The organism is Bacillus sp. AY18-3, from assembly GCF_008042305.1.
GTDB classification, from domain to species: Bacteria; Bacillota; Bacilli; order Bacillales; family Bacillaceae_G; genus Bacillus_A; species Bacillus_A wiedmannii.
Genome location: NZ_QKQR01000017.1, coordinates 140,710 through 158,849, shown reverse-complemented (window position 1 = coordinate 158,849; position 18,140 = coordinate 140,710). Strand labels below are relative to the sequence as shown.

The window sequence follows — 18,140 nt, the reverse complement described above, 5'->3', positions numbered from 1 at the left end:
CCCCTTGAAAAAAAGAGCTGCAATTAAGCAGCTCTTTTTTATAACTCATAGATTTCTTTATACTTCGCTTCTAAATAATCTGCTAAGTAGTTTGCATTTAATCCTTCACCTGTCACATCTTCTAAAATTTCAAGTGGCTTTTTCGTTTTACCGTATTGGTGAATATTTTCTGTTAACCATTCACGAATTGGTGTTACGTTTCCTTCTTCTAATAATGCATCAAAGTTCGGAATGTCTTTTAACATTCTTTGCTTAAATTGCGCTGCATACATATAACCAAGCGCATAAGATGGGAAGTATCCAAATGAACCACCAGCCCAGTGAACATCTTGCAATACACCTTGTGCATTGCTTTCCGGACGAATTCCTAAATATGCTTCCATCTTATCATTCCAAGCCGCTGGCAAATCCTTCACTTGTAATGTACCATCAAATAATTCTTTCTCAAGTTCATAACGAACCATGACGTGAAGCGGATATGTAAGCTCATCTGCTTCTATACGAATGAACGATGGCTTCGATTCGTTAATTGCATCATAAAACTCATCTACTGATATATCATTGAATTGACCATCGCTATACTCTTTTAATAAATCATAATTTTTCTTCCAGAATGATTTATTACGACCGATAAAGTTCTCAAAGAATAATGATTGTGACTCATGAATACCCATAGAAGTTCCACTACATAGCGGTGTACCTTCGAATTTTTCTGCAACATTTTGTTCATATACAGCATGGCCACATTCATGAATTGTTCCAAACACTGCCATACGGAAATCTTTTTCATCATAGCGTGTTGTAATACGAACGTCCCCTCTATTTAATGTAATCTCAAATGGATGTACCGTTTCATCAAGACGACCTGCTTCAAAGTCATAATTCAATTGCTTTAATAACTCTAATGTAAAGCTCTTTTGTTTTTCTTTTGAAAAATGTTCTGATAAAGCACTTGTCTTTAATCTCTTTTGTGACTCCGATATTTCTTTTACGAGCGGAACGATACGCTCACGAAGTTGACCAAATACGTGATCTAACACTTCTACTGTAATACCTGGCTCATACATATCTAATAATGTATTATATTTATATGTTTCGTAACCCCAATATGTAATGAATTTCTTTTTAAATTCAACTATTTGTTCTAAATACGGACGGAACATTTCGAAATCAGATTTTTCCCGAGCTTCTTCCCACACACTTTCCGCTTTCGCTTCTAATTTCACATACGCCTCGTATTCCGCTTGTGGAATTTTCTTATTTCTATCATATTCTTTACGACACTCTTCAACCATTTTCTTCGTCGTTTCAGAAAGTTTATCTTCACTTATTAAAGCTTCAAGCTCTGTTAAATAATTTCCCATCTCATCTGAAGTTGACATGACAAACACTTCTGATGAAAGCATACCAATTACTTCTGAACGCTGGTCTACACCTTTTTTAGGCGCACCTGTTCTTAAGTCCCAAAACATTAAGCTTAATGCTTCACCGTAATTTTGTATCTTCTTCACATATGTTAAAAATTGTTTTTCTACTTCATATGTAGCTACTGTCATCGTATAAAACCTCCCTTTTCTACCTCAAACTTAATTCGACATGGAAACCTAAATTCCTTTTATAATAGAAAAAAAGCTTGGCAAGCGCCAAGCTTTCTCCTTATAATTCTTTACCTTCTACTGGTAGTACGTTTTTCACCGCTTCTATCACTTTCTCATCTTCTGTACCAGATAAGAAGATTGATATAGCCCCTTTATCGTCGCTCGTACGAATTAAACGTCCAATCCCTTGACGAAGACGTAAAATCATATACGGTACATCTACATCCCAGAATGGATCATTTACATGTTTACGCTTCGCTTCAAACACAGGATCGTTTGGAGGGAATGGTAATGACCAAATAATAACATGCGATAATGATGAACCAGGAATATCTAAACCTTCCCATAAATGAACAGCACAAAGTACAGTCTCTTCTTCATTTTGGAAACGAGAAACGAGCTGACTAATTTCTTGATCCCCTTCATATAGGAACGGAACGGACATTTGTTCTTTACTTACATAGTCTTTAAACGCTGCAAGTTCTTGTGTTGTACGGAATAATACAAGTGTACGTCCATTTGTTTTCTGTATATTTTCAAGTGTATATTGACACTTTCTTTCCCATTCGTTCTCTTTCGTATGCGATAGTAAGTTTACTGCCATTTGCTCCTCATAATCAAACGGTGAGGCAACTGAGAATGATAAGTAATCTTTTACCCCTAGGCTATTTGCTGTAAATGCAAATGAATCGTTGTTAGATAATGTAGCAGAAGAGAAAATATACGGGATTTTCTTCGAGAATACTTTCTCTTGTAATACTTCTTCAACTGCACGTGGCATAATCACTAACGTGAAGGCTCCATCACCTTCTTCACCCCATGTAATTACATTTTTCTCGTGCATGAACAGACGAAGTGAATGTTCTAATACATCTAAATGTTCATCAACGATATTTAAATCATACGTGTTTACTGTATGCATTTCACTTTCAAATACTAATGCATCACCGACTTCACCAATTTTCGCATAAAGTCTATTCGCTTCAGCTGTTACTTTTTCTGTCACAGTAATTTCTAAACGATCAGAACCGGCGATTTCCTTTTTATTTTCTTGTAACACATCAAAGAATCGCTCTGTTTGCCAAATTGTTTCTTCTACTAAATGTGCAAACTCTTCACGAATATCGTTTTGCAACAATCTTGTTAAAAGTTGCTCCATCATCGTTTGCTTTAAACGATATGTTAAAGCTTTTTGAGCTGCATATTCTACAAGATGTCCTTCATCGAATACAACGCAGCTACTTTCGGGTAATAACGGAATTTGCCCTTCACGCTTACGAGCATCGTACGTCCAAATATGATCCATGTAGAAATCTTGAGAACAAATAATTAAATCTGCCGCTTTACGATAATGTTCACGAGAAAGAGTTTGACCACAACGATGACGAGAATCACAAGTGAAGCAATCTTGGAAGTAATCCCAATTTACTTTTGACCATTCCTCATCATTTAAAAGTGGAAATTCTTTTCTGTCGCCGTAGTGAGTAAAGTTTTGCATCGTACCATGATCGAATACAAACTGTGGTAATTCGTAGTATACATCTTCAATTACTTCTGGAGCTCGTCCACTCATAACATCTTCAAGTTTACGTAAACATAAATAATTATCCATTGATTTCGCAAGTCTAACATCAACAGATAGTCCTAATGCTTCAGATAACTTAGCAATGTCTCCTTCTTCTTTCACAAGCTGCTCAATTAACGTTTCATCAGCACAAGCGATAATAGCTGGTTTTCCAGTATAACGCGCATAGCAAATTGCATATAGAAGATATACAATTGTTTTCCCTGTTCCTACACCCGCTTCTGCGAACATTACTTTCTTTTCTTGGAAAGCACGCTCTAATTGAAACGCCATAAAAATTTGTTCATCACGCTCTTCAAAGCCTTTTTCCGGAAGGATATCGTAAAACACATCTCCAATCCATTCATTCAACTTATCATAAAAATTATCTTGTTTTCCTACTTCAAATGGTAATCTCTTCTCAGTAAACATCCTTAGCCTCCAACCAAAAAGTTTTTCTATAAAAAGATATAGCAACTGCTACTCATATGTGTGCAGCCACTTTCCCCTGTTGCCATACATAGAAATACACGAAAAAAAATTTTCCTTTCGAAAAAGGAAAATTTTTTTCTATATTAATGACTTTAAATACCGTTTATCAATCGCTGTTTCGTGTGAAAGAGCTGACAAATATTCTTCTTGTGCTTTTTGTATTTCCTCTACAATCGCACCTTGGCTATCCACTTCTTTCCCGATCTCATCATACGTACGATGAATAGCTTTTTGAATCATAGATAATTGGAAACTATCCATATCACGTCCTCCTTTACGCATTACATAATAGCCAGTATATGCGCGCTGGAGGAGTTTTATACTATGAATTACGCGGTGGACGTTTTCCGAAGTATTGGTAGTAATCTGTACGGATAAATCCATTAAACAGTTTACGTTTCTTCGATGCATCTTTTCCATAACACTTTTCAAATGCTTCGTAGCTTGTTAATACATACGCTGACCATGTATCTAATGGGCGGAATACTTGTCCCATTTCTTTGTACAATTGTTCAACGAGTGCTTTTTCACTTAAACGTTCTCCGTATGGAGGATTCGTTACAACATAGCCATAATCCTCTTTTGTTGTGAAATCTTTTACTTGCATTTGTTTAAATGTAATTAAATCACTTAAGCCCACTTCTTCTGCATTATCTTGAGCAACTCGGATCATACGATGATCAATATCTGATCCAATGATTTGTAGTGGTTGATTATAGTTCGCTAAATCTTCAGCTTCTTGACGAGCTTCACGCCAGTTTTGTTTACCAACCCAGCCCCACTCATCTGATGCGAAGCCACGGTTAAATCCTGGTGCAATATTTTGTCCAATTAATGCTGCTTCAATCGGAATTGTACCTGATCCACAGAAAGGATCCACGAAAGGACGATCCGGCTTCCAGTTTGTTAACTTAATTAAAGACGCAGCCAATGTTTCTTTTAATGGGGCTTCCCCTTGATCCATACGGTATCCACGTTTATGAAGTCCAACACCACTTGCATCAATTGTTAATGTTGCAATATCCTTGAGCATTGCGATCTCAATACGGAATAACGGACCATCTTCTTCAAACCAAGTTGTACGTTTATATGTTGTTTTTAATTTCTCAACGACAGCTTTTTTAACGATACGTTGGCAATCTGAAACACTGAACAACTCAGATTTTAACGATTTACCAATTACAGGGAATTCCCCATTCTCTGGAATATAATCTCCCCAGTTTAATGCTTTCGTCTTTTCAAACAGCTCATCAAATGTTGTCGCTTTGAATTCGCCAACTTTAATTTTCACACGGTCCGCAGTACGTAACCATAAGTTCGTGCGACAAATCGCCTTTTCATCTGCTTCAAATGTTACTTTGCTGTTTTCCACTTGGCATTCATAACCAAGATCACGAACTTCTCGGGCAACTAACGCTTCAATACCCATTGCCGCTGTTGCAATTAAAGTAACTTTTCCCATTTGCATTCACCTCTTATGTATAGTTAAACAATAATTAATAGCAATTTGTCCTATTAATTATTACATTTTACGAAGAATTTTCTCATTAACCATTTTAACTCATAATTTATAACTTCATACAAATAAAAAGCCCTCCTCTAACAAAGGAGAGCTGAGTTATTTCATAGTTGGTTCATAACGTTCTGTAAGCCATGTTCTGTTCCTTTGTACTGCAAACGGCCCACGCCTCGTACTCCGGTGGCAATCATCTATCTACAGGTTATACAACCTGTCCTTTCCCATCGTTCATTTCCTTGGAAAAGATTCCCCTACCATTATTTGGGTTTCTCGCTCGTGGGGTTTACCTCGTTCCACTCCTATCATTTCTTCAAGGACTTCGTCACTGTGGCACTTTAAAGGTAGTCAAACCATATCCGAAAGGACTTAGGTTTTTTCCCTGCCGTTAAACCAGCCTTACAGCCAGAATACCCTAGCTTATGAATTGGCTAGGCACGAACACTACAGCCATCTCAGGCCGTGCGAGCATGGACTTTCCTCTACAACGTTGGCGTTGCAGCGATTACCCAAACGTTATGACATCCATTAGTATAGTGGAAACAAAAAGATTTTGCAATGTTTTTTTCTATGTAAAATGCTTTAACCTTTTTACCACTAGAAATTATTCGTATAACTTACTTCCAAATACAGCTTTTTCTAAATTAGATAGACGTTTTAAAATGTCCGTATTCGTGTTGTTATATACAGGTTGTGCAACTGGTGTTTGTACAACTGGTTGTTGTGGCACTTGCGTTGCTACTAATTTTTGTTCCTCTAATTCACGCTTTAAACGAGCATTTTGTTGCTTTAATTGATCAAACTCCTTGTGGAAAGCTTCATAGTCTTTAATGATCATATCAAGAAACTTGTCTACTTCTTCTTGTTGATAGCCTCTCATGCCTGTTTTAAATTCTTTTTCTAAAATATCTTTCGCCGTTAATTTAATTTTATCCGAAATCATTTTCTTCACCTCAAATTTTTGCCAAAACTTTCATTACCTAAATTTTTTCAGAAACAATGCCTTTTGTCAATCATATATACGAGTACTATATTACATATTACTCAGCATTATTCCACTGTTCCTCTTCTATTATATCTTGTAAATCAGAAAAAAGAATAAAATAACTGTGATAATTTTCTATTTCTCCTTTTTTCTTTGCTGCTTCTACAATATATTTGGGACTCCCTGGTTTTTCTTCATCATATACAGCTAAAAGTGCATCACTTTTTTCAATAAAAAATTGATTTTTTAATTTAAATTGTTCCGGGCTTTCGTACTTCCGTTTCGTAATACTATCAATATGGTCTGCTTGAGAGAGAATACATTCGTAATATTCACGGTTATCTTCCTTCCAGCTTTCTTCTTGTTCTAAAAACGGAGTAAATACCGCTAATTTTAGATCTGGATATTCTACTTGAATTTCAAAAACAACTTCAGCAGCCCATAATTCGACTCCTAACTGCCCACTTATTATCACCCATTCCAAACCTTCTTCTACAAAAGTAATTAATTTTCGATGCAATGCTTTTTTTATACATTCCACCCCTGGATGATCATTTTTAAATATACCAAGTTCAAATGGCTTATATCCCGTTACAGCAATAACTTTCATATCAACACTCCAATTACAAAAAAAGAACTAGCATTTCGCTAGTTCTAACATATCATTTACTTTTTAAATATTCCACCAACGTTTGGTCCAATATTCGGACCTACTGGTGATACATTATTCGGTAAGAATGGTGATACATTTGGTCCTGGACCAAATGGAGATATTTGATGTCCAAAATGTCCATGATGTCCAAAATGTCCATGATGCCCATGACCACATGGTCCACATCCACCGCCGAATCCTGGATCAACTGGGTCTACCACATTTACATTCGAGTTTGTTTGTGGGAAGAAGTTTTGGTTTTTAATTTGTTGATGGTGTACATGTGTTGTATGCGTTGGGAAAATGTGTGGCACCACCGTTGTTGAAAAAGAGTGTGTTACGCATTGTTTCGTCGGATGAATGACAGGAGCAGTTGTACAAATAGGTCCTACAGGCTTATGCCCTCCAAAACAAGGATGACAATGATGCATAGTTTTTTCTCTCCTCTCTCGTTAAAAAAATCTGACTACACTTTACAATATGAGAAAAGAGAGAAAGCCGTTTGTTATATATACCCATTTATTACAAGGAAATTTGTCTAGCCTTCTGCTTTATACGTAATGCTTTTTATAGACAACCCCCAAAATTACTTACCAAAAAAACCTCCAACTTGCTTTACAATACCTGTCACTTGGTTCATCGCATTCATCATTTGTCCAGCTGTATTCATCATTTTATTTACATCATAGTTACCATCTGAGTTTTTAAATTGGGAAACAAAACTAGAAAATTGACTCGGTTGCTGTTGTTGTTTTTGTTTATTCTGCGTCGGGTACGGTTGTTTTGGTGGATAAAACATCGCTTGTTGATTTCCATAGGGAGATGGTGGTGGCATATAGTATTGTGAATTCATATAAGGTTGCTGTTGTTGATCCATATAAGGCTGCTGTTGTTGATTCGTATAGGGTTGTTGCTGTTGCTCCATATAGGGCTGCTGTTGTTGATTCGTATAGGGTTGCTGCTGTTGCTCCATATAGGGCTGCTGCTGTTGTTGTGGTTGATTCATAAACGATACTTCAAATGGCTGGTAATAATTTTGATTTCCATAATTAGGCTCGAAAGGATACATATTATACCGTAAATATGTATCCGTATTATATTGGTACATATTTTGCTGTGCATATGGATAAGATTGCTGATATACGTTAGATTGTTGAAACATGCATTCTCTCCTCCTTCACATAAGTTTCTACATATATAATATGTACTTGTAAAATAATTTGTGTGACGGAGTATCTGTCTATTTTTGTCGGAAGTTTAAATTTTTAAAAAATTAAAAAAGAAAACCCTTCCATGCTATGATAATGAAGAAGAAGATTCTCATGGGGGAGGAATCAACATGGTATTAGGGGATTTAAAACAAGCGTTTTCTCAAAAAAAGGGGTATTACACAGAGAATGTAAATGAATTGTTAGACTTTGCGAGACATTGGTATCTCGAAGGGAAAATATGCATTTCAGATTACCGAACATTAATAAAAGAATTAGAAATAAACGGTGCAACAAAACCTACAACAATGACAGAAGCATAAAAAAAAACAAGAGGGTTTCCCCTCTTGTTACTTACATTGCTCAATTATATTTTGCAAAGTATACGAAATGGCTTGATGTGTTTCAAAGAATCGCTTACCTTTACCTTTATTTACAAAACATTGCAACACATTTGTCTGTAAATTATCGTACACTTGATCAATTTGCTGTACATGTATATACTTCGGTTTTTCTTCCTTAATCCATTTATAAGCTAATTCTTTCCACACTTTTAATTCCTCATCTACCATATCTACAAATGGTTTCATATCCTTATAAAAATCGTACTCAATCATTTCTCTTTTTTTCACATTCGCTTCATTATTATACTGCATGAGTTTTTCTGAAGATTGTATCAATGCTTCATACTTCATTTTATTCCCACCTTATTATGCACTCACTACGACGTTTTGAAATGCCTTCACCCAATTCCCTTTTTCTTCGTGATGCACTAATTTATTTTCCATATGCTCAATATGCATTTCTGTTATTTCTATCTTATTGCATATTTTTTCACCCGTATCCTTCAATGCATGATTCATTCTAATCCCTATATTCATTTCCAGCAAATCGAGAGAACTTAACATTTGATCCATTGTTTTCATTACATCTTCCTTCTGAACCATCGCCATATACAAAACGCCCCCTTCTTTGCTTTTCCTTTGTCATGTAATTTCGCCGAATGACTCCTCACTCCTGCTCACATGACAAAACTAGTTGTTATTCGTCAAAGAAATCATTTTGTATGTCATTTATAGAAATGGTAACAATACAAAAAGGAGGTGTATGAAAATGACAAAGAACAAAAACGACAAAAAGAAAAAACAAAACAAACAAAATAAACCCGAGACTGGCAACCCTAAGTTAGATGGTCCAAACTTCCCTGCTACATAAAGTGAAACTTTAATCAGCGGGGTTTTGTTCATCCCCACTGATTATTAGCCTTCTCAATCGGGCTTTTACGGGCAGTTGATTCACACCTAAATTCTTTGCTTTCACTGAATTTTGAGACGTGGGTCTTACTGCCCGGCAAGTAGCGGGATAAAGTGAAACTTTAGCACTTTTACAAAAAGCTAATTTCTGAAGCATCCTTAATCTCTTATATTCATTACGTTTTGAGATTAAATTGTTAGCATACACGGCAGGATTACTTCACATTAAGAAGTCCCGTCTTCATTTATGAAGACGGGACTTCTTTTTTATTATATCACGAACTCATCCATCCTTTTAACAAAACGATTTACGATAGAAGCAACATAGATTTGCTCCCTCTTTCTTTTATACCATTCTGTTATATCAACTTCACCCTTATACTCTTCCAGTAGAAACAACTCATTTATTTCCATATCTCTACAAAACCAATCTCTCATACTTATTTCCTTATGTGCAACGACAGGATAAACCTCTCTAAGGGCTGGCGTACAAGATTTTCTAGCGTCTCTTACATAATATTCATAATCTGCTCTTGATCCTGTGTGTATAGTTTGCAATGCAAACCTATGGAATAAACTTTTATAATTCGGATGAAACAGTAACTCCGCTAATTTCTGCCCTAGTTCTATACGCTTTTGTAACGTTTCAAATTGATAAACTGAAAAACCATACATCCTCCCTTCAACAGTCGGAAAAATAACAGCACTAATATGAAGCATTTCTTGCAATTTAAAAAGTGCAGTATGGAATACATGTTTTTTAAAATATGTATTCTCAATAACTGGTTTTTGAATTTTATTTTGCTCATTTATAATAAGCGCTGTCATGAGCCTATTTATATCTTTTTTTTCCCAAAAATAAATCCATTCTTTTTCCATAAAAATTGATACGTTAAAATATTGTAACAAATAGAATAGTGGTACCTGCCTCCTCTTACTTTCTTCGTATAACAATAGCTGAGGAAATGCATCTAAAAAAATAATCCAATTCGCTTCTTCATAAGTCAGAAACAAATGTTTTTTTACTGTTTGAGGTAAAACAGTAGCATAATATCTCCCTTTTAAATCAGTCATATTCCATCCAGCATTTCTCGAGACCATACTTGCTAAAAAGGCCCACCTAATTTCACTGTTCCTTACATAATATTCTTGATAAGACTGTGTTCGAGAAATATTGTCCATATTAGCCATTTCTATTTTCCTCTTAATGTTATAAACGATTGTTTTTTCTTCGTCTGTACAAACCATATTTTTACGATATTGTTTAATTTTCTCATAATCATTCCATGTAAACATAAATAAGTCATCATACCTTTCTTCAAAAAGGTCACATCTTTTTTCATTTTTTGTTATAATCACCTTTGTAAGTAATTCTTAGCAAGTTGGGAGTGGACACACTATGACCATTCGTTACCCAAACGGAAAACGGTACAATCAAGCTTCACAACCTCATAAAACACCAATTAAAAAACATACTTATAGTAATAGAGGTATGTCCCTTGAAGAGGAATTGAATGAAACAAATGAATATTACTTAACCCATAATATTGCATGTGTACATAAAAAACCTACACCTCTTCAAATTGTAAAAGTAGATTACCCCGCTCGAAGTGCTGCAGTGGTAAAAGAAGCGTATTTTAAACAACCTTCTACAACAGATTACAACGGTGTATACAAAGGGAAATACATCGATTTTGAAGCGAAAGAAACAAAAAATAAAACCAGCTTTCCACTTCAAAACTTCCACCTTCATCAAATTGAACATATGAAGCAAGTAATCGTTCATGATGGAATTGCATTTGTTATTATTAAATTTACACTTTTTGATGAACTTTATTTACTAGATGCAAAACATATTATTGCATTTTGGAATCGTCAAAATACTGGTGGACGGAAATCGATTACGAAAGAAGAAATAGAAGAGCTTGGATCTTTATTATCATGCGGTTATCACCCTCGGATTGATTATATCCGTGTACTAGACACGGTTTATTTTTCGTGATAGAGTCATCACTAAGGCTCTTTTTTCGACTTTTGGGGAGAGAATGAAAGGTAGGAGAAAGTATAATGTCAGATAATTATCGTTCTCGTACAGAACGAAATCATGTAAAAAATCAAAATCAAAAGCAAGAAACAAATAAAGAAAAAAAACCAAAGAAAAAAGGCTCCTTTTTTAAAAAATTCCTTATAGGTTGTCTACTTCTTGGTATCGTTGGTCTTATAGCTAGCGTTTCCGCTTTCTTTGTTATGGTGAAGGACGCTCCAAAATTAGACAAATCAAAACTTGTCAATCCTTTATCAACAAAGTTTCTTGATAAGAATGGGAACTTTTTCTATGAATACGGTGCTGAAAAACGAACCCACGTTACGTATGATCAAATTCCAAAGGTAGTTGAAAGTGCATTCCTTGCAACTGAGGATTCACGTTTCTATGATCATAATGGAATTGATTTTAAACGAACTACAAAAGCAGTTATGGAAAATGTCACTGGAGGGTTCGGATCTCAAGGTGGTAGTACGATTACACAACAAGTAGTCAAAAACTATTTTCTAACGATGGACAAAACTGCGAAGAGAAAAGTACAAGAATGGTACCTATCTTACAAATTAGAGCAACAATACTCTAAACATGAGATCTTAGAAATGTACTTAAATAAGATTAACTTAGGTAACCGTTCGTACGGTATTGCAACAGCAGCCCAAAAATATTATAACAAAGATTTAAAAGACTTACAGTTACATGAAGCTGCTATGCTCGCTGGTTTACCCCAAGGTCCAAACATTTATGATCCAACCAAAAAGGAAAATGTTGAACGAGCAACAAATCGTCGTAATGTCGTATTGTCATTAATGAATCGACATGGTTATATAACAAAAGCTGAAATGGATAACGCAACGAAAATCCCTGTAACTGAGGGTCTTCAACCATCTTCAGAAGTAACAGAGATGAAGTATCAAGCATTTTTAGATGCTGTTGTAAAAGAAGTTGAAAAAGAATATCCCGATGTAAATATCGGTTCAGATGGTTTAACAATTCATACAACACTTGATCAAGATGCGCAAGATTATGCTGATAAAATTATGGATGGCAATCTTATTAAGTATCCGAACGATCAATTCCAAGGATCATTCGTATTTATGGATACACAATCTGGAGAAGTTCGAGCAATTGGAGCTGGGCGTAAAGAAAGTAAGTCTACTTTCAAAGGTCATAATATGGCCACTGATTTAAAACGCCAAGTTGGTTCAACAATGAAACCAATTTTCGACTACGGTCCAGCAATTGAGAATTTACAATGGTCTACATATCATCAATTAAATGACTCAGAGTATACGTATTCCACTGGTAAAAAAATACGAAATGCAACAAATAGTTACAAAGGTGACGTTTCACTACGTGAAGCTTTGAAAAAATCATTAAACATCCCAGCTTTAAAGACAGCTCAAGCGGTTGGTCTTCCTAAGTCACAAGCGTTTGCTGAAGGTTTAGGTATGACATTTAAAGACGGCAAAACATATGAATCAACAGCAATTGGTAGTAACGATAGTTCTCCATTACAATTAGCGGGGTCATATGCAGCCTTTGGTAACGGTGGGAACTACAATAAACCGCACTTCGTAAAAGAAGTTATCTTCCCAGATGGGAAAAAGAAAAGTTTTAAACCGAAAGAACAACGTGCGATGCAAGACTACACAGCTTACATGGTGACTGACGTTCTTCGTGACGTAGTAAAACCTGGTGCTGGCGGTACTGGTCCAACAGCATACGTTTCAGGTGTTGATGTTGCCGGTAAAACAGGAACACAAAACTTTGATGAAGACGTTATTAAAAAATATGGTATTCCAGCTGATGCAAACAGAGATAGCTGGTTCGCTGGATATACACCGCAATATACAATGGCAGTATGGACTGGTTACGAAAAAAATGGCCCAGAAAACTACATTAGTGATCGTTATACTAGAATTGCACAACAAATGTTCCAAGTAATGATGAGCAAATTCGCTACAGATAAATCCCGTTTCGAACGTCCTTCTTCTGTACAAGAATTAAATGGTGAATTGTACGTAAAAGGTGCTAAGAAAGATGCAGTGAAACAAATTAAAGTAGATGCACCTAGTGGTCTTAATGTTACTTTCGATGGGGCTAGCACCGTTACACTAAACTGGTCTGGACCAGCAGAAGTTGATGCGTATGCAGCAAGCTATAAAGCAACTGACGGTTCAAGTGGTAGTTTATCAATAAATGGTACGACAGCTTCTCTTGGTGGTATTAAACCAGGCGTTACTTACAGCTTCTCTGTGGTAGCGAAAAAAGGTACTGGAACAAGCCCAGCAGTTGGAGCATCCTTCACTGCGCCTGGCGGAACTCCAGATGCGAAGAAAACTGAAGAGGAAGCTGCCAAAAAGAAAGCCGAAGAAGAAGCTAAGAAAAAAGCTGATGAGGAAGCTCAGAAAAAGGCTAATGAAGATAAATTAAAACAAGAAGAAGCCAAGAAAAAAGCTGAAGAAGAAGCTAAAAAAAGCTGAAGAAGAAGCTAAAAAACAACAAGAACAACAACATAAACAGCAAGAAGAAGCTCAAAAGAAAGCTGAAGAGGAAGCTAGAAAAAAAGCTGAAGAAGAAGCTAGAAAAAAAGCTGAAGAAGAAGCTAAGAAACAACAAGAGCAGCAACAACAAAATACAGGTGAAGATACACCACACGCAGACGGAAATGTTGTTACAACAGAGTCTTAATACAAAAAAAGAAGTCCTTTCTCTTAACGAGAAAAGGACTTCTTTTTTGTTATCATTTTCTTTACATATAGCTTTTCTATTTCAATATACAACTGCGCTAACTGAATATAAGAATGATAATTATTCGTTTTTTTTATAATGAACGAATATCGCTCTATAAAATTAACTGGTTGTACTTCCAATTTACTCGTATAAGCTTCCATTTCATTCAAACTATCAACAGGTTGCTCATTTAGCCAATATACAATCGATAACAAATGTGCCGCAAAAAGAATCATTGGACCTTCAACTTCTTGCTTATTTCTGTTTCGAAATAGTGTAGCAATGTCTTCATGCTTACTTTTCCATACATTCAACAGTACAGGAATACTATTTTCAATTTCATTCCACGGCTCATATTGTCTTTCAATATCAAATATAAAGTAAGTATTTTGTATTATTTCTTCAAAAGACTGATCTGTATGATACGTAATCGAAGTTACGCTTTCTGTAAAAAATGGTAAGCACCGAAATTCTTTCGGTATTTCTATAACTACTCGCTCCATCCTTTATTTCCCCTTCATTCGCTTCTTTCCTTCACGACACACTTCTAGTAATCGGCACTCTTCACATTGTGGTCGCTGTGCTTTACAGTGGTAACGCCCAAAGAAAATCATACGATGATGTGTAACGCCCCATTCATCCATCGGAACTTTCTTCATTAATGTCTTTTCTACTTCTAACACCGAATCTTTCCACCTACAAATCGCTAACCGTTTACTCACTCTCTCTACATGCGTATCAACAGCAATCGCTGGAATTCCAAATGCAACCGAAACAACTACATTCGCTGTCTTTCTTCCTACTCCTGGTAATTTCGTCAGCTCGTCACGGTCTTCTGGAACTTTCCCGTTATAATCATCTAGCAACATCTGGCACAATTTTTGAATATTTTTCGCCTTATTTCTAAACAATCCAATGGAACGTATATCTTGTTGTAATTCTTCTAAAGACACGCTTAAATAATCTTCTGGTGTTTTATATTTTTGAAATAAATTTTTCGTCACTTTATTTACAAGTGCATCTGTACATTGTGCAGATAACGCCACCGCGATTACTAATTCAAATGGATTATCATGAATTAATTCACAATGTGCTTCTGGATACATATCCGCCATTGTGTCTAAACAATAGCGAATTTGCGTTTTATTTAACATATACTTCCTCCTACATTACTGCTCCAACCAATTATAAAAAGGCACTTTCCCAGTAAATTTCGTCTCTTGTTTTGTCGTTTGCTGCGTTCGTTGTTGATTTGCTCTAAATTTCCGTCCTTGGTTTTGGGCTTGATCTACTGTTTTAATACCATTCTTTTTCCACTCAAATAAAATACGATCAATATATCGGAAATTAAGCTTACCGCTCATTACAGCTTCCCTGAGGGCCGCTTGAATTAAATTCGGATGATGTTGATCTTGATCTTCCCACATACCCAACGTTTCACATTCAAACGGAGAAAGTGGTCTTCCAAATTCTTTTTCAAATACTGTATATAAATTTACTTGCAGTTGTTTTATTTCTTTTTGTTCTTCCTCTATTGATTCGTTCATTAAGAAATGCAATATTTTTTCCCATAGCGGTTGTAAAGAATAACTTTCACACATCATCGCTTCTGATTTTTGTCCACCTTCTAGTGATAAAAAACCTTTTTGAATCAATGTCTGAATTACTTCCATACATTTCATTTCAGTAATCGTCATCCGTTCTGAAATCTCTGACGGAGTCGGAAACGAATTGCCCGATTCTAAAAATGTGTGTACATGAAGTACAACCATAAATTCCATTTCATTTAACCCTAATTTTTTATAATGCATCATAAGTAATTTTGGAATTGCAATGCTTCCCTGCTCAAACCACTGTAACATCATTTTCTTTTTCATCACCAAACACCTCGCTCTCTAGTATAACACACCTTTCGCTATTTCTTTTTGCCACAATTCGTCAAAAAAACCTTCCTATTATGTAGGAAGGTTTTTTGTATTGCGTTAATAAAATATACAATTAAGCTTGCACTTTACTTTTCATAAACGTATGAATGCGTTCTAATGCTTTCTCTACTTGTTCAAGAGATGTCGCATATGATAAACGAACGTTATTTGGAGCACCAAATCCTGTACCTGGTACAAGAGCCACTTTTTCCTCTTCTAATAGAGCTTTTGCCCAATCATCCACAGTTTCGTATCCTGATAAAGCTACAGCTTCTTTTACATTAGGGAATAAGTAAAATGCACCTTGTGGTTTTATGCAAGTAAAGCCAGGGATTTGAATTAATTTATCATAAATAATGTTTAATCTTTCTTCAAATGCTTGACGCATTGTTTCTACAGGTTCTTGTGAGCCTGCATATGCTGCAATTGCGCCGTATTGAGCGATTGAAGTAGGGTTTGACGTACTATGACTCGCTAAGTTCGTCATCGCTTTAATAAGCTGCTTATTTCCTGCTGCATATCCAATACGCCATCCTGTCATAGAATGAGATTTAGATACACCATTAATAATAAGTGTTTGTTCTTTTAATGCATTAGAAAGCTGGGCAATCGAAGTATATTCTGCTCCACCATAAATTAATTTTTCATAAATTTCATCTGAAACGATTAAAATATCGTGTTCTAAACATATTTCTCCAAGCTGTTGTAATTCCTCTTTGCTATAAATCATTCCTGTTGGATTGCTCGGTGAATTAATAATAACTGCTTTCGTTTTCTCTGTAATTGCCTCACGCAGCTGCTTCGCTGTAATTTTGTACTCATTGTCTTCCAGGCCTTCTACGTAAACTGGCTTACCTCCAGCAAGCTTTACTTGCTCAGGATAACTTACCCAATAAGGAGTTGGGATGATAACTTCATCTCCTTCATCAAGTAACACTTGGAATAATGTATATAATGCATGCTTTGCACCGTTACATACAATAATTTCAGATGGATCATACGCAATTCCTTGATCACGTGTAAACTTCTTCACAATTTCTTGTTTTAACGCTTGTAATCCACCTGTTGGTGTATACTTCGTATGTCCTTCTAACATCGCTTTATGTGCAGCATCCATAATATGTTCTGGCGTATTAAAGTCAGGTTCTCCTGCCCCTAATCCAATTACATCATGACCTTCTGCTTTTAATGCTTGTGCCTTTGCTGTAATTTCTAAAGTTGCAGATGGTGTTAAAGCAGCTACTCGCTTTGCTAATTTCATTTGTAGTTCCCCCTACATCTATTTTTCAATGCTATATCGTTTTAAAAACTGACCATCTTGAAATGCAAGATTGTAGTAACTATAACGATTGTCATCATCAATATATGTAACTTCCCATAGTGGTATATTGTTTTCAACGCCTAATTTTACTTTTAAAATTTCTTTAGGCTTACTCTTGGACTCTTTACTGTCATCTCCGACTTGTTCAATCGTTCTTTGTAAAGCATCTTTTTCAGAAATACCTTCGCTCTTTTTCCTTACTATAGTTTCCCCTTTTTTCTCAGGCACCCAAACGATAAGTTTTTCTCCTTCTTCATCTGTACCTTGTACGACTGTATATGAAGATTCTCCATTATAATAATCAACAGATTTTACTTTTGTAAGCTTTGCCTTTTCTTTCGCAATTTCTATAGATTTTGCCTCTTTAGGGATTTTCTTTTCCATTGCTTTATTGTAAACATACGCCCCATATATTCCGCTAGCAACGATTACGATAACGATTGCAAAGATCCACTTTTTCATTGTATCACTACGTTCTGTAAATCGTAAATACAGCTATTTCTTTATCTTTTTCGTCTAATGCTAATCCGAACATGAGGTCCTGTTCTTTTAACGTACGATTCAAACTATCAACAATTTTATACAAGTCAGACGAATATTTAATACGCGTCGTTGATAGGACTTCGATTTTCTTATCCATGAAAAAACTCCTCCGTTACACAAAAATTTCTAATTATAGAAGAACGCAATACGGTTACAATAAGAGTACATTCTTTACAACCCCTGCTTCATCACCCATCTATTATAGCAGGACATGTACTGCAAAAAAAGGTTTCAAGTCGAAAACCAATACATTTTGTATACAAGAAGTAAGAAAAATAAAATTCCTCCTACCCACATTTTTTACGC

20 protein-coding genes, 1 other RNA gene and 1 pseudogene are annotated in these 18,140 nt (G+C 35.6%); 4 read left to right on the top strand and 18 right to left on the bottom strand.

Features of this window, described 5'->3' with window-relative positions; genetic code table 11:
* Positions 1-38 precede the first annotated feature (38 nt).
* From ypwA to DM800_RS17525, 9 genes are all read right to left on the bottom strand, one after another.
* Positions 39-1,556 (bottom strand): carboxypeptidase, encoded by a 1,518-nt coding sequence (gene ypwA / locus DM800_RS17565; protein ID WP_147787275.1) that lies wholly within the window; start codon positions 1,554-1,556, stop codon positions 39-41.
* 100 nt (positions 1,557-1,656) lie between these two features.
* Positions 1,657-3,594, bottom strand: a complete 1,938-nt coding sequence (locus DM800_RS17560) for an ATP-dependent DNA helicase (RefSeq protein WP_147787274.1) — start codon at positions 3,592-3,594, stop codon at positions 1,657-1,659.
* Between the two features lie 138 nt (positions 3,595-3,732).
* Positions 3,733-3,915, bottom strand: coding sequence for a DUF3921 family protein (locus DM800_RS17555; protein WP_000376888.1), 183 nt, complete (start codon positions 3,913-3,915; stop codon positions 3,733-3,735).
* Between the two features lie 61 nt (positions 3,916-3,976).
* The gene (locus DM800_RS17550; RefSeq protein ID WP_000521230.1) at positions 3,977-5,116 is read right to left on the bottom strand and encodes a THUMP domain-containing class I SAM-dependent RNA methyltransferase; all 1,140 of its coding nucleotides are present in this window, start codon (positions 5,114-5,116) and stop codon (positions 3,977-3,979) included.
* 180 nt (positions 5,117-5,296) lie between these two features.
* Positions 5,297-5,687, bottom strand: an RNA gene (gene rnpB / locus DM800_RS17545) — RNase P RNA component class B.
* A gap of 87 nt (positions 5,688-5,774) precedes the next feature.
* Complete coding sequence (gene gpsB, locus DM800_RS17540) at positions 5,775-6,113, bottom strand: cell division regulator GpsB (protein ID WP_000622425.1); 339 nt, start codon at positions 6,111-6,113, stop codon at positions 5,775-5,777.
* Positions 6,114-6,210: 97 nt separating this feature from the next.
* Positions 6,211-6,765, bottom strand: a complete 555-nt coding sequence (locus DM800_RS17535) for an SLOG family protein (RefSeq protein WP_147787273.1) — start codon at positions 6,763-6,765, stop codon at positions 6,211-6,213.
* A 56-nt stretch (positions 6,766-6,821) separates the two neighbouring features.
* A complete protein-coding gene (locus tag DM800_RS17530; RefSeq protein WP_088608764.1) occupies positions 6,822-7,238 on the bottom strand; it encodes a CotD family spore coat protein in 417 nt (138 codons plus the stop codon).
* 155 nt (positions 7,239-7,393) lie between these two features.
* Positions 7,394-7,969 carry a YppG family protein gene (locus DM800_RS17525; protein WP_147787272.1) on the bottom strand — a complete coding sequence of 192 codons (576 nt, stop codon included), beginning with the start codon at positions 7,967-7,969 and terminating at the stop codon, positions 7,394-7,396.
* 177 nt (positions 7,970-8,146) lie between these two features.
* Here DM800_RS17525 and DM800_RS17520 point away from each other — a divergent pair, with 177 nt between their 5' ends.
* The gene (locus DM800_RS17520; RefSeq protein ID WP_000242661.1) at positions 8,147-8,338 is read left to right on the top strand and encodes a YppF family protein; all 192 of its coding nucleotides are present in this window, start codon (positions 8,147-8,149) and stop codon (positions 8,336-8,338) included.
* Positions 8,339-8,365: 27 nt separating this feature from the next.
* Here the strand turns inward: DM800_RS17520 and DM800_RS17515 are convergent, their stop codons facing one another.
* Together DM800_RS17515 and DM800_RS17510 are read right to left on the bottom strand one after the other, a co-directional pair.
* Positions 8,366-8,710, bottom strand: coding sequence for a YppE family protein (locus DM800_RS17515; RefSeq protein ID WP_000872967.1), 345 nt, complete (start codon positions 8,708-8,710; stop codon positions 8,366-8,368).
* Between the two features lie 15 nt (positions 8,711-8,725).
* The gene (locus DM800_RS17510; RefSeq protein WP_001252041.1) at positions 8,726-8,968 is read right to left on the bottom strand and encodes a hypothetical protein; all 243 of its coding nucleotides are present in this window, start codon (positions 8,966-8,968) and stop codon (positions 8,726-8,728) included.
* Between the two features lie 85 nt (positions 8,969-9,053).
* Between DM800_RS17510 and DM800_RS29255 the strand changes: the two genes are divergently transcribed.
* Positions 9,054-9,230, top strand: a complete 177-nt coding sequence (locus DM800_RS29255) for a phage portal protein (protein ID WP_087985562.1) — start codon at positions 9,054-9,056, stop codon at positions 9,228-9,230.
* Between the two features lie 308 nt (positions 9,231-9,538).
* On the opposite strand, the gene DM800_RS17505 is transcribed toward DM800_RS29255, so the two are convergent.
* Positions 9,539-10,564: a DUF2515 domain-containing protein gene (locus tag DM800_RS17505; protein WP_147787271.1), complete on the bottom strand. Its 1,026-nt coding sequence runs from the start codon at positions 10,562-10,564 to the stop codon at positions 9,539-9,541.
* 103 nt (positions 10,565-10,667) lie between these two features.
* Between DM800_RS17505 and recU the strand changes: the two genes are divergently transcribed.
* Together recU and DM800_RS17495 are read left to right on the top strand one after the other, a co-directional pair.
* The gene (recU, locus tag DM800_RS17500) at positions 10,668-11,270 is read left to right on the top strand and encodes a Holliday junction resolvase RecU (protein ID WP_147787270.1); all 603 of its coding nucleotides are present in this window, start codon (positions 10,668-10,670) and stop codon (positions 11,268-11,270) included.
* A gap of 65 nt (positions 11,271-11,335) precedes the next feature.
* Positions 11,336-14,003 (top strand): annotated as a pseudogene (locus tag DM800_RS17495) (PBP1A family penicillin-binding protein).
* 23 nt (positions 14,004-14,026) lie between these two features.
* On the opposite strand, the gene DM800_RS17490 reads toward DM800_RS17495, so the two are convergent.
* The 6 genes from DM800_RS17490 to DM800_RS17465 all read right to left on the bottom strand — a co-directional run bounded on the left by DM800_RS17490 (position 14,027) and on the right by DM800_RS17465 (position 17,931).
* Positions 14,027-14,548 carry a YpoC family protein gene (locus tag DM800_RS17490; protein WP_147787269.1) on the bottom strand — a complete coding sequence of 174 codons (522 nt, stop codon included), beginning with the start codon at positions 14,546-14,548 and terminating at the stop codon, positions 14,027-14,029.
* Positions 14,549-14,551: 3 nt separating this feature from the next.
* Positions 14,552-15,199, bottom strand: a complete 648-nt coding sequence (gene nth / locus DM800_RS17485) for an endonuclease III (protein WP_046958931.1) — start codon at positions 15,197-15,199, stop codon at positions 14,552-14,554.
* A gap of 15 nt (positions 15,200-15,214) precedes the next feature.
* Positions 15,215-15,922, bottom strand: coding sequence for a DNA replication protein DnaD (gene dnaD, locus DM800_RS17480; RefSeq protein WP_000728534.1), 708 nt, complete (start codon positions 15,920-15,922; stop codon positions 15,215-15,217).
* Positions 15,923-16,043: 121 nt separating this feature from the next.
* Positions 16,044-17,231, bottom strand: a complete 1,188-nt coding sequence (gene aspB / locus DM800_RS17475; protein ID WP_088062716.1) for an aspartate transaminase AspB — start codon at positions 17,229-17,231, stop codon at positions 16,044-16,046.
* A gap of 18 nt (positions 17,232-17,249) precedes the next feature.
* Complete coding sequence (locus tag DM800_RS17470; RefSeq protein ID WP_147787268.1) at positions 17,250-17,753, bottom strand: cell wall elongation regulator TseB-like domain-containing protein; 504 nt, start codon at positions 17,751-17,753, stop codon at positions 17,250-17,252.
* Between the two features lie 7 nt (positions 17,754-17,760).
* The gene (locus DM800_RS17465) at positions 17,761-17,931 is read right to left on the bottom strand and encodes a YpmA family protein (RefSeq protein ID WP_000358351.1); all 171 of its coding nucleotides are present in this window, start codon (positions 17,929-17,931) and stop codon (positions 17,761-17,763) included.
* Positions 17,932-18,140: the final 209 nt, after the last annotated feature.

Bases quoted from the DNA above. Each gene is read 5' to 3' on its own strand.
- gpsB (WP_000622425.1), bottom strand. From the start codon at position 6,113: ATGATTTCGGATAAAATTAAATTAACGGCGAAAGATATTTTAGAAAAA.
- nth (WP_046958931.1), bottom strand. From the start codon at position 15,199: ATGTTAAATAAAACGCAAATTCGCTATTGTTTAGACACAATGGCGGAT.
- DM800_RS17555 (WP_000376888.1), bottom strand. From the start codon at position 3,915: ATGGATAGTTTCCAATTATCTATGATTCAAAAAGCTATTCATCGTACG.
- DM800_RS17515 (WP_000872967.1), bottom strand. From the start codon at position 8,710: ATGAAGTATGAAGCATTGATACAATCTTCAGAAAAACTCATGCAGTAT.
- DM800_RS17505 (WP_147787271.1), bottom strand. From the start codon at position 10,564: ATGTTTACATGGAATGATTATGAGAAAATTAAACAATATCGTAAAAAT.
- DM800_RS17530 (WP_088608764.1), bottom strand. From the start codon at position 7,238: ATGCATCATTGTCATCCTTGTTTTGGAGGGCATAAGCCTGTAGGACCT.
- DM800_RS17465 (WP_000358351.1), bottom strand. From the start codon at position 17,931: ATGGATAAGAAAATCGAAGTCCTATCAACGACGCGTATTAAATATTCG.
- DM800_RS17470 (WP_147787268.1), bottom strand. From the start codon at position 17,753: ATGAAAAAGTGGATCTTTGCAATCGTTATCGTAATCGTTGCTAGCGGA.
- DM800_RS17550 (WP_000521230.1), bottom strand. From the start codon at position 5,116: ATGGGAAAAGTTACTTTAATTGCAACAGCGGCAATGGGTATTGAAGCG.
- DM800_RS17510 (WP_001252041.1), bottom strand. From the start codon at position 8,968: ATGGCGATGGTTCAGAAGGAAGATGTAATGAAAACAATGGATCAAATG.
- DM800_RS17525 (WP_147787272.1), bottom strand. From the start codon at position 7,969: ATGTTTCAACAATCTAACGTATATCAGCAATCTTATCCATATGCACAG.
- DM800_RS17560 (WP_147787274.1), bottom strand. From the start codon at position 3,594: ATGTTTACTGAGAAGAGATTACCATTTGAAGTAGGAAAACAAGATAAT.
- aspB (WP_088062716.1), bottom strand. From the start codon at position 17,231: ATGAAATTAGCAAAGCGAGTAGCTGCTTTAACACCATCTGCAACTTTA.
- DM800_RS17490 (WP_147787269.1), bottom strand. From the start codon at position 14,548: ATGGAGCGAGTAGTTATAGAAATACCGAAAGAATTTCGGTGCTTACCA.
- recU (WP_147787270.1), top strand. From the start codon at position 10,668: ATGACCATTCGTTACCCAAACGGAAAACGGTACAATCAAGCTTCACAA.
- dnaD (WP_000728534.1), bottom strand. From the start codon at position 15,922: ATGAAAAAGAAAATGATGTTACAGTGGTTTGAGCAGGGAAGCATTGCA.
- ypwA (WP_147787275.1), bottom strand. From the start codon at position 1,556: ATGACAGTAGCTACATATGAAGTAGAAAAACAATTTTTAACATATGTG.
- DM800_RS17520 (WP_000242661.1), top strand. From the start codon at position 8,147: ATGGTATTAGGGGATTTAAAACAAGCGTTTTCTCAAAAAAAGGGGTAT.
- DM800_RS17535 (WP_147787273.1), bottom strand. From the start codon at position 6,765: ATGAAAGTTATTGCTGTAACGGGATATAAGCCATTTGAACTTGGTATA.